At 66.2% G+C, this 10,927-nt stretch carries 9 protein-coding genes and 1 tRNA gene; 2 read left to right on the plus strand and 8 right to left on the minus strand.

Annotation, left to right across the window (positions count from 1 at the left end; all coding sequences use genetic code 11):
• The first annotated feature begins 8 nt into the window (after window positions 1–8).
• Both EN851_RS31355 and EN851_RS31360 read left to right on the plus strand, forming a co-directional pair.
• Entirely contained in the window at window positions 9–1,994 is a 1,986-nt protein-coding gene (locus tag EN851_RS31355; protein WP_135930780.1) for a BTAD domain-containing putative transcriptional regulator, read from the plus strand.
• 94 nt (window positions 1,995–2,088) lie between these two features.
• Complete coding sequence (locus EN851_RS31360; RefSeq protein WP_189521972.1) at window positions 2,089–2,265, plus strand: hypothetical protein; 177 nt, start codon at window positions 2,089–2,091, stop codon at window positions 2,263–2,265.
• 38 nt (window positions 2,266–2,303) lie between these two features.
• On the opposite strand, the gene EN851_RS31365 is transcribed toward EN851_RS31360, so the two are convergent.
• From EN851_RS31365 to mepA, 8 genes are all read right to left on the minus strand, one after another.
• The gene (locus EN851_RS31365) at window positions 2,304–2,612 is read right to left on the minus strand and encodes a UBP-type zinc finger domain-containing protein (protein ID WP_135930742.1); all 309 of its coding nucleotides are present in this window, start codon (window positions 2,610–2,612) and stop codon (window positions 2,304–2,306) included.
• Window positions 2,612–4,303, minus strand: coding sequence for a cyclic nucleotide-binding domain-containing thioredoxin-disulfide reductase (locus EN851_RS31370; protein ID WP_135930743.1), 1,692 nt, complete (start codon window positions 4,301–4,303; stop codon window positions 2,612–2,614). The genes EN851_RS31365 and EN851_RS31370 overlap by 1 nt, the downstream gene beginning before the upstream one ends.
• A gap of 149 nt (window positions 4,304–4,452) precedes the next feature.
• Window positions 4,453–4,537: transfer RNA gene (locus tag EN851_RS31375), tRNA-Leu, on the minus strand.
• A gap of 299 nt (window positions 4,538–4,836) precedes the next feature.
• The gene (locus EN851_RS31385) at window positions 4,837–5,457 is read right to left on the minus strand and encodes a 2,3-bisphosphoglycerate-dependent phosphoglycerate mutase (protein ID WP_127279288.1); all 621 of its coding nucleotides are present in this window, start codon (window positions 5,455–5,457) and stop codon (window positions 4,837–4,839) included.
• 92 nt (window positions 5,458–5,549) lie between these two features.
• Entirely contained in the window at window positions 5,550–6,395 is an 846-nt protein-coding gene (gene dapB, locus EN851_RS31390) for a 4-hydroxy-tetrahydrodipicolinate reductase (RefSeq protein ID WP_127279289.1), read from the minus strand.
• Window positions 6,392–8,251 carry an ABC transporter ATP-binding protein gene (locus tag EN851_RS31395; RefSeq protein ID WP_135930744.1) on the minus strand — a complete coding sequence of 620 codons (1,860 nt, stop codon included), beginning with the start codon at window positions 8,249–8,251 and terminating at the stop codon, window positions 6,392–6,394. Before EN851_RS31395 ends, dapB begins: the two co-directional genes overlap by 4 nt.
• A gap of 78 nt (window positions 8,252–8,329) precedes the next feature.
• Entirely contained in the window at window positions 8,330–9,376 is a 1,047-nt protein-coding gene (locus EN851_RS31400) for a glucokinase (RefSeq protein WP_135930745.1), read from the minus strand.
• A 365-nt stretch (window positions 9,377–9,741) separates the two neighbouring features.
• Window positions 9,742–10,830, minus strand: a complete 1,089-nt coding sequence (gene mepA / locus EN851_RS31410; RefSeq protein WP_135930746.1) for a penicillin-insensitive murein endopeptidase — start codon at window positions 10,828–10,830, stop codon at window positions 9,742–9,744.
• Window positions 10,831–10,927 lie beyond the last annotated feature (97 nt).

Raw genomic sequence — 10,927 nt, forward strand, 5'->3', positions numbered from 1 at the left:
ACGGTGGCATGCCGTGCCTGTTGGTGCGGCTGCTCGGACCGCTGACGATCACGCATAACGGCGTGCCGATGGCACTGCCGGCGTCGCGCAAGCTGCGGGCGCTGCTTGCCTATCTGGTGCTGGCGCCACATCCGGTAGGGCGCGGCCGCCTGTGCGAGCTTCTGTGGGATGTGCCCAACGATCCGCGCGGCGAGTTGCGCTGGTGCCTCAGCAAGTTGCGCGGCGCTCTCGACACGCCGGACCGGCGCCGTGTCCGCTCGCAAGACGATACTGTCGCGCTCGATCTCAGCGGCTGCCTCGTCGATGTACTGGAGATCGGCCATGCCGCCACGCAGGGGATCGACGCGCTGGATGCGGAGCGGTTGCGAGCGCTGGCAAAACTCTTCGCGGGCGATTTCCTCGACGGGCTGGAGCTCGAACGCAGCCCGCACTTCAACAGCTGGCTGATCGGCCAGCGCCGCCGCTTCCGGTCCGCCCACGCGGCGGTGCTGGAACAGCTCGTGGCGAGCCTGCCAGCGGACTGCGACGAGGCGATCGCGCATCTCGACAGATGGGTGGAACTCGCGCCTTTCGACGCGCGCGCGCATGCGACGCTGCTGGCGAGCCTCGCCAGGCGCGGCGAGATCGCCGCGGCCGAAAAGCACCTGGCGGCGGCGGCACGGCTGTTCGAATCGGAAGACCTGGATTTCGCGCCGCTCCGGTCAGCCTGGCGGATGATCCGTGACGAGCAGCCGGCTGTCTGGCCGCGGGTACAGCCGGCCTGCCAGTCCACGGCGGCGCAATTGGCGCCCCCGAGCGACCCTGGCCCGGTCGAGCCGAGCCATGCATCGCTGGCAGTGATGCGGTTCGTCGAGGAATCCGGCCCGCGCGGTGGGCTGGCCGACGGCCTCACCCACGACATCATCACCCGTCTCGCCAAGCTGCGGGATTTCTTCGTCATCGCGCGCGGATCGGTGTTCGCGCTGGCCGACAGGGGTATCGCGCCCGAGGAGGCAGGCCGCCGGCTGAAGGTCGACTATGTCGCCACCGGCACGGTGCGCAGCCCCTCGGGCCGTCTTATCGTCAGCGTCGAACTCATCGAGGTGCGCACCGCAAGGATCGTCTGGGCCGAGACCTTCGAACGCCGGCCGGACGACATCTTCGCCGTGCTCGACGATATCGGCGACAGCATCGTGTCGTCGATCTCGGCCGAGATCGAAACGGTCGAGCGCAACCGCGCCCTGCTGAAGGCGCCCAACTCGCTCAATGCCTGGGAGGCCTATCACCGCGGCCTCTGGCACATGTACCGCTTCACCCAGGCCGAGAACGAAACGGCGCGGCATTTCTTTGCCACGGCCTTGCAGCTCGATCCGACCTTCGCCCGCGCCTATGCCGGCCTGTCCTTCACCCACTGGCAGAACGCCTTCCAGCGCTGGGGCGACCGCGACCGCGAAAGCGCGCTGGCCTTCGAGAGCGCCGGCCAGAGCCTGCTGGTCGACGACCACAATCCGGCCGCGCACTGGGCGATGGGGCGGGCGCTGTGGCTGCGCGGCGAACAGGACGGGTCGCTCTCCGAATTGGGGCGGGCCGTGGATCTCAGCCCGAATTTCGCGCTCGGCCATTACGCGCTGTCCTTCGTCCACTCGCAATCGGGCGACCCGCGGGCGGCGATAAGCTCGTCGGACCATTCGCGGCATCTCAGCCCCTTCGACCCGCTGCTGTTCGGCATGCTGGGGTCGCGCGCCATGTCGCATGTCCGGCTCGGCCAGTTCGAGGAGGCGGCCGAATGGGCGCTGAAGGCGGCGGCGCGGCCCAATGCCCATACCATCATCCTGGCGATCGCCGCGCACTGCCTGGCGCTTGCCGGCCGGCTCGACGAGGCACGCGGCTTCGCCGCCGCCATCCGCAAGACGCTGCCGGACTACCGCGCCGACGATTTCATCGGCACGTTCCGCTTCGAGCCCGACGCCGAGGCGCTGTTCCGGCAAGGCGCCAGGCGGATCGGGCTCGGCTGATCGCTTGAGCGGCCCCCGTTAACGCTTCCGGAAGGAGTTGCTTAACCGTTCACCGCTATGTGACCTCCGGGGGGTCCATGGCAAAGTGAGTATGATGAGCAACAGCCCCGACAAGCGCAACGAATGGCGCGCCATTCTTCATGTGCAGGCCCGTATTGCCGTGCTGTTTGTCCCCGTTGTGGCCAGCCTGCTGCTCATCGCCGCGCTTGCTGGCAACGATCGCAAGTCGGTTCCCGACGTCGACCGAACGGTTACCGGGTCGGTGCGGTAAATCAGGCCGAACCGGCTTTTTCCCGGCTCTCCGGGCGCTCAATAAAACCTTGGGATCGGACCGTTCTGGGGCGTGGTACGGTCGCCGAGGTCGAGAAAGATCTCGTCGACATAGCACCAGCCCCAGCCTTCCGGCGGGTCATAGCCCTCTATGACGGGATGGCTGGTGGCATGAAAATGCTTGGTGGCGTGGCGGTTGGGCGAGTCGTCGCAGCAACCGACATGGCCGCAGGTGCGGCAGAGCCGCAGATGCACCCACCACGAGCCGCTCTTCAGGCATTCCTCGCAGCCATGCGCGCTCGGCGTCACGTCCTTGACATCAGCCGCGTGTCTGCACTCGTCAGCCATCACACTCTCCCCACAGGTTGAGGCGCGTCGGCATGGCTGCCTTCCCGCGCAAGAAATGCATGCAATGCCGCCACCACCTGGGCGCCTTCGCCGACGGCAGCTGCGACACGTTTGACAGAGCCGGAGCGCACGTCGCCGATGGCGAACACGCCGCTGCGGCTCGTCTCCATAACGCCATGCGCCGATGCTATGTCCGATCCGGTGCGGATGAAACCCCTGGCATCTAGCGCCACCTCGGATTGGGCGAGCCAATCGGTGTTCGGATCGGCGCCTATGAATAGGAAGAGATGGCGGATCGGGCGCGTCGTCACCGCGCCGCTCGAGCGGTCGCGCCAGCGGACGGTGGCGAGATTGCCTTCCTCGCCGTCCAGCGCCTCGACCTCGGCGCCGGTCAACACCTCGATGTTCGGCTGCGCCCTGATGCGCTCGACGAGGTAACGCGACATCGACGCCTCGAGACTGCCGCCACGCGCCAGGAGCGCCACCTTCCTGACATGGCTGGCCAGGTAGACAGCCGCCTGGCCGGCCGAATTGCCGGCGCCGACCAGCGCCACTTCCTGGCCGCCGCAAAGCCGTGCTTCGATGGGCGAGGCCCAATAATGCACGCATGTGCCCTCGAACTCGGCGAGGTTGGCGACATCGAGGCGGCGGTAGCGCGCGCCGCTGGCGATCACCACCGAGCGCGTGCGCACCGTCTCGCCGTCGCCGACCGCAAGCTGGTAGCGCGCGCCGCCGGTGGCGGCACCGAGCAGCTTCACCTCATCGGGGATGACCATCTCGACGCCGAATTTCTGCGCCTGGTTGTAGGCACGCGCCATCAGCGCCATGCCGGTGATGCCCGTGGGGAAGCCGAGATAGTTCTCGATGCGCGCGGAAGCGCCGGCCTGGCCGCCAAAGGCGCGGCAATCGAGCACGATGGTCGACAGCCCTTCCGAGGCCGCGTAGACCGCCGCCGCCAGCCCGGCCGGGCCGGCGCCGACGATGGCGACGTCATAGACCTTGCTGGCGTCAACCGGCCGCAGCAGGCCGATGCAGCGGGCGAGGTCCTTCTCCGCCGGATTGAGCAGCAGCCTGCCGTTCGGGCACAGCACGACCGGCAAGTGGTGCGGATCGACATGGAAGTGCTCGAACAGGGTCTTCGCGCAAGGATCGGTTTTGGAATCGAGCACGCGGTGGGGCTGACCGCTGCGGGCGAGAAACCCCTGCAGGCGCAGGACATCGCCATTGTCGGCCGGCCCGACGATGATGGGACCGATCGTGCCGCTCTCGAGCAGCCCGACGCGGCGCAGGATCAGCGCCCGCATGATACGCTCGCCGAGATTGGCCTCCTGCACCATCAGGTCGCGCAGCCTCTGCGAGGGAATGACGAACGCCTCGACCGGCTCGGCGGCCTCGGCATTGACCAGCGAGGGGCGGGCCGAAAGCTGCGCCAGCTCGCCGACGAAGCTGCCAGGGCCATGGGTGACGATCGTTTCGCGTCTGCCGAGCTTGCCGTCCTGGGTGATGTCAACCTTGCCCGACAGGATGACGATCAGCCCCGGGGACACATTGCCGGCCTCGAAAATGTGCTCGCCGGCGGCATAGGCGCTGGCCTCGCCGAACCGGCGCATGCGATCGATGTCCGCCTCGGCCAGCGTTGGGAAGGCCTGGTCACGGCGGGCGCCGAAGATCGCGGTGCTGGATTCAGACATGGTTGCGAGCGTAGCGAAGCGGGCGCGCGGTTTGAAGCGGTTTGTTCGGGACTGGCCAGGAGGCGAGGTCATCGCGCAAGAAAAAAGCCCGGGCGAACCGGGCTTTTCTCAAAATTTCTGAACCGAACATTTGGTTCGAAACGGGAATTTGGTGCCCAGAAGAGGACTCGAACCTCCACTCCTTGCGGAACACGGACCTGAACCGTGCGCGTCTACCAATTCCGCCATCTGGGCTGGTGCGGGCTCAATAAGCGGGCAAGCGATTGCTGTCAACGCGCTTTTTTCGAGGGCTGATGCTCGCCGGCTCAGTTTCGAGCGTCAGCGCCGCCCCTCATTGCCCTGCCGGGCATTTCTCCCCGTACAGTGACGGGGAGAAAGAAGCCAGCCGCAACGCTGGCGCCCTTTTTGCAACGCCGGCGATTGGCGAAATCGCCGATGACATCGCCCCTCTCCCCGTCACTATACGGGGAGAGGATGCCGGCAGGCAGGTGAGGGGCGGCGCCACGTTCCCAATTGGCGCAAATAACTGCCCGTCAGCCCTCCAGCACTTCCTTCGACGCCACGGTCGAATCGGCGTTGAGCGTGTAGATGACCGGCACGCCGGTGCCGAGCTCCAGCTTGACGATCTCCTCGCCCGACTTGCCGTCCAGCGCCATGATCAGTGCGCGCAGCGAATTGCCGTGGGCGGCGACCAGCACGGTGCCGCCGCGCAGCACGTGCGGCTGCAGATCGTGCAGATAGTAGGGCCAGACGCGGGCGCCGGTGTCCTTCAGGCTTTCGCCGCCGGGCGGCGGCACATCGTAGGAGCGGCGCCAGACATGCACCTGCTCCTCGCCCCATTTCTGGCGCGCGTCGTCCTTGTTGAGGCCGGAGAGGTCGCCATAGTCGCGTTCGTTGAGCGCCTGGTCGCGGATGGTCTGCAGGTCGCTCTGGCCGACCGCGTCGAGAATGTGCTGGCACGTCTTCTGCGCCCGGACCAGCGCGGAGGTGAAGGCGATGTCGAATTTCAGGCCGCGCGCCTTGAGTTTTTGGCCGGCGGCCTTGGCCTCGGCATGGCCCTGCTCGGTCAGGTCGACATCACGCCAGCCGGTGAACAGGTTCTTCAGGTTCCATTCGCTCTGGCCGTGGCGCACGAGCACGAGGGTTCTCGACATTTTTGCTCCTCTGGGGTCTGGGCAATTCCAGGAAAGGTGCGTAGCGGCTTTCCCGCAGGACTTGCGTAAGACGAAGATGGTTCAGGGTCGTTTCAGGCAAGCCCAAGCACGTCCCGCATTGAGTAAAGGCCCGGTTTTTTCCCCCGCGCCCACAGTGCGGCCTTGACCGCGCCGCGGGCGAAGATGGCGCGGTCCTCGGCATGGTGGGACAGCGTGATGCGCTCGCCGGTGCCGGCCAGGATCACGCTGTGGTCACCGACCACCGAACCGCCGCGCAGCGTGGCAAAGCCGATCGAGCCGGTTTTTCGCACACCCGTATGGCCGTCGCGTGAACGCACATCATTGCCGGCAAGCGCGATGCCGCGCCCGGCGGCTGCGGCCTCGCCGAGCAGAAGCGCCGTGCCCGAAGGCGCGTCGACCTTGTGCCTGTGGTGCATTTCGAGGATCTCGATGTCGAAATCATCGGCGTCGAGCGCGCGCGCCGCCTGTTCGACCAGCACCGCCAGCAGGTTGACGCCGAGGCTCATATTGCCCGACTTGACGATGGTCGCGTGGCGCGCGGCCGCAGCGATTTTCGCATTGTCGTCGGCTGAACAGCCGGTCGTGCCGATGACATGGACGATGCGCGCCTGCGCCGCGTAGCCGGCGAACGCAACCGTCGAGGCCGGTGTGGTGAAATCGAGCACGCCATCGGCCTTGGCGAAGACCGGCAGCGGATCACTGCCGATCGGCACGTCGATGCGGCCGACGCCGGCCAGTTCGCCCGCATCCTTGCCCAGATGGGGCGAATCCGCGCGCTCGACCGCGCCGATGACGCGGGCGCCCGGAATGGCGTGGATGGCGCGGATCAGGGTCTGGCCCATGCGGCCGGCCGCGCCCACCACCACAAGGCCCATATCGCTTGCCGGCGCGCCTGATGTTGCCGATGTTTCGCTCATGCCGTGCTCCCGGCGATGCTCTGGGTCTCTAATTCCTCAACCGAAGTCTCGGCCGGCGCGCTGTCGTCGACAAGCCCCAGACCCTTGACGCCCTGTATGCGGTGGAAGCGGGCATAGATGCTGTTCGGATCGGCCATCAGCGTCGCATGCGTGCCTTCCTCGACCAGCCGTCCCTCTTCCAGCACGATGATGTGGTCGGCATTGACCACCGTCGACAGCCGATGCGCTATGACGATCGTCGTGCGGCCTTCCATGACATGCGTCAGCGCCTCTTGGACGCGCGCCTCCGCCTCGTTGTCAAGCGCCGAGGTTGCCTCGTCGAGCAGCAGGATCGGCGCCTGGCGCACGATGGCGCGGGCGATCGAGACGCGCTGGCGCTGGCCGCCGGAAAGGGTCGAGCCACCTTCGCCGACCGGCGTGTCGTAACCTTGAGGCTGCTGGCGGATGAACTCGTCGGCTGCCGCCTGTTTTGCCGCCTGCTCGATCTCGGCGTCCGTGGCCGACAGGCGGCCGTAGCGGATGTTGTCGCGGATCGTGCCCTCGAACAGATAGGGCGCCTGCGCTACATAGGCGATCGACTGCCGCAGCGAATGCTTGGTCACCTTCGAGATGTCCTGGCCATCGACCACGATACCGCCCTGGTCGACGTCGTAGAAGCGCTGCAAGAGCGCCACCAGCGTCGATTTGCCGGCGCCCGACGCACCCACGATCGCCGTCACCTTGCCGGCGGCGGCGGTAAAGCTCAGGTCCCTCAGCACCGGCATGTCGGCGTTGTAGCCGAACGTCACATTTTCGAAGCGCACCTCGCCTGTGGTGATCCTGGCCTCGACCGCATCGGGCGCGTCGCCCTGTTTCGGTTCCAGGTCGAGCAACTCGTAGATCATGCGCGCGTTGACCAGCGCACGTTCCATGCCCACCTGTGTGCGCGCCAGGCGTCTTGCCGGGTCGTAGGCCATGATCAGCGCGGTGATGAAGGAAAACACCGCGCCCGGTGGTTGCCCAAGCACCAGCGCCCGGTAGCCGGAATAGGCAAGCACGGCGGTAATAGCGAGACCGCCCAGAATCTCTGAAATCGGCGACAGCCGCTCCGAGACGCGGGCGATCTTGTTGTTACGCTGTTCGGCCGTATCCGCCATGATGCCTATGCGGCGCGCCAGCTCCTGCTCCAGGGTGAAGGCCTTGACGATGGCGATGCCTTGCGTGGCCTCCTGCACGGAACCGTTCAGCCGCGAATTGATCAGCACGGATTCCCGGTTGATACGCCGCAATCGGCGGGTGATGTAGACGACGGCCCAGATCAGCGGCGGGCCGATCAGCAGCGAGCTGAGCGACAACACCGGATCCTGGTAGATCATGACGCCGACGAGAGCGACCAGCGTGACCGCATCGCGGCTGATGGAGGTCAGTGTCAGCGACAGTAGATCGCGGACGCCGCCGACATTCTCGTTGACCTGTGCCGCCAGCCGACCGGAACGCGTATCGTTGAAGAAGTTGACGCCGAGCTTCATCAGATGGTCGAAGCTGCGCTTCTGGTAGCGCGCGACCAGATTGTTGCCGATCTTGGCCAACGCCACGGCCTGGCCGTAACCGGCGAAGCCGCGCAGCAGGGAAGCTCCCATGAAACCGGCGCAGATCCAGACGATCATGTCGCCGCGCCGTTCGTAGAATATCTGGTTGATCATCGGGGCCATGATCCACGCCGTGAAGGCAGTGGTGCCGGAAACAATCAGCAAGCAGGTGACGGCGACGACATAGGACCAGCGATGATCGCGGCCATTTTCGGAGAGGATGCGGCGCAGCACGGCGTTGACCTCGCCGGGCCGGGCTTTCAGCTTGTTTGGAGTTTGAAGTGTCAAATCAGAGGGCTTTTGTCGGTTTCCGCTTCCCGTGGCCGGGCATTCGGCACCCCTATTAACGCCAAGCAGCCGGCTTGCCTATGCCTTGGGATGACTAACTTCGTCGCGCCAGCGCCGGCCCGAGGTCTGGACGCCGAACAGCGAGGGGTTCCTGGCATAGGCGGCGAGGCCGAGAAGGGCGGCCAGCGGATGGGTGATGACATAGACCGGCATGGTGCGCATCAGCGCGCTGTGCGGCGCCTTGTCCTCGAAGGCGGCGCGGAAATTGCCCTCCTTCAGCGCCGGCACGATCTTTTGCGCGATGCCGCCGGTGAGGAACACGCCACCACGGCTCATGAACACCAAGGCAAGGTCGCCAGCGGTACGGCCGAGACAGGTAACGAAAGTCTCCAGCGCTTCCTGCGCCACCGGATCGGTCTTGGCCAGCGCCGCGGCGGTGACCTCGGCCGGCGTGGTGAAGGGCGATGGCTTGCCGTCGGCCTTGGCCACGGCGCGGTAGACGTTGACGAGGCCGCGTCCGCACAGGATCTGTTCGCCCGAAATGCGGCCCTCGAGCTTCTCTATATGCGGGAAGATCTCGAAATCGCGCGGCGTGCGCGGCCCGATGTCCATATGGCCGCCTTCGCCGGGTACGGGAATCCAGTGATGCAGCGCGTGGACCAGCCCGGCGACGCCGAGACCGGTTCCCGGACCCAGCACCACGCGGCCGGCATTGGGCTCGGGCGTGCCGCCGCCGATCTTTTCCATATGCTCTTCGCCGAGCGCGACGACGGCCAGCGCCTGCGCCTCGAAATCGTTGAGCACGACGATGTCGCTCAAGCCCAGATTGGCGAACATCTGCCTCGGCTTGACCACCCAGGGACAGTTGGTGAGCTCGATCTCGTCGCCGTCGACCGGACCGGCAACCGCCAGCACCGCCGAATTGGGCCGAACCGAGGAGCGGTCGAGCACGGCCGCCTGGATCGCTTCGTCGATGGTGGTGTAATTGGCGGTCTGGACGATGGTCGGCTCGCCGGCCTCGGAATTGGCGTCGAGCACGATCGAAAAGCGCGCATTGGTGCCGCCGATATCGCCGATCAGGATCGGAAACCGCAGCAAAGTCTCGTCATCTGCTGTGCTTGGCATGCTCTCGTCCGTCTTCGGCGCCCCGACGGCCACTGCCGTTCATCCGTTGACTAGCGCATGAGTTTGAAAAGGGAAAGCTGCTTGGGTTGAGTTCATAACAATCGGTTTAGGTTGGATCGCGCACTTGCCCGATTTGTCCAGCGCTGGCGCTGCCCCTCACCTGCCTGCCGGCATCCTCTCCCCGTATAGTGACGGGGAGAGGGGGGCTGGCGCCGATGATTTCGCCAATCACCAGCGCTGCTGGAAAAACGCCGACGGTGCAATCAGCCCTTTCTCCCCGTCACCATACGGGGAGAAATGTCCGGCAGGACAATGAGGGGCGGCGCCGACCTCGCCGATAGATCGTCTGATCAAGGATTGCCGAGTCAACCCCGTGGCCTTGGCCTCGGCACCGGCACGCCGACATCGGGCGTGGCGGTAAACGCGTTCAGCTCCGCCGGTAGCGGAGCAGCCCCTGATGCAACAGTCGGCGGCTCGGGGGGCGTTTCCGGCTCTTGTGCGGCGGCCGCCACCGGCACGGCGCCGCCATGATAGGTCGCCGCCTCCGCCGAGGCAGGCCCAGGCGCGTCGAGCACGGCGCGGCATTCCCTGGGCAGGTTGGCCATCGTCATCAGGTCGCGGGCCTTGGGCGCATCGGGGTTCTTGTTGGGCCGCCAGGGTTCCTGCGTGAACCACCAGGCCAGCGGCTTGCCGCAGCCATCATCATCGGGCGTCGCTTCCTGCCCCTTGCAAGTGGGCGAACCGGGCTGGCAGCCGATGCGCATGTGGAAATGGTAGTCATGGCCCCAGAACGGCCGGATCTTGCGCAGCCAGGAGCGGTCGCCCTTGACGGTGTCGCAGAGCTTTTTCTTGATGCCCGGATTGACCAGGATGCGCTCGACTTGCGGGTAGCTCGCGGCCCGCTTCAGCAAAGCCGTGTGCGCCGGCGTCCACAGCGCGTCCCTCACCAGATGGGTCTTGTCGTCGACCATCAGCGTGGCGCTCATTGTCTCGCGCTGCGCCCTGGTCATCATGCGGTCGGGCATCGGCGTCAGCCAGATGTCGGCGTCGAGCCCGATCTGGTGCGAGGCGTGGCCGGTCAGCATCGGGCCGCCGCGCGGCTGCGCGATGTCGCCGATCAGCAGGCCCGGCCAGCCGTCGGCAACGGCATCGCGCGACAGTTTCTCGAGCAGCGCGATCATCGCCGGATGACCCCAGCGGCGGTTGCGCGAAGGCCGCATCACCTGCCAGGTCGGGCCATCCATCGGAATGGCGACGCCGCCGGCAAAACAGCCCTTGGAATAGAAGCCGAAGGATTGCGGGGCGGTGGCCGTCGGCAGCTTCTCCGCACCGAACAGGTCTTTCGCCCGTTCCTCGGCCGCTGCCGGCTGCGCGAGACCGGTCAGGGCAAGCAAGCCAAGAGCGGCCGCCAGCAGTGATCTCTTGCCAAAAAACGACCGCGTCGCTGTCTTCATGAAATCGGATCCCACCAAACTCCAAGCCCGAATCATAGCACGCAACATGCGACGCTTCGATCGCTCTAACCTTTTGGCGCAAGTCCGGACGGAAAAC

The sequence above is a fragment of the Mesorhizobium sp. M8A.F.Ca.ET.208.01.1.1 genome (assembly GCF_004791315.1).
In the GTDB taxonomy this organism is placed as follows: Bacteria; Pseudomonadota; Alphaproteobacteria; order Rhizobiales; family Rhizobiaceae; genus Mesorhizobium.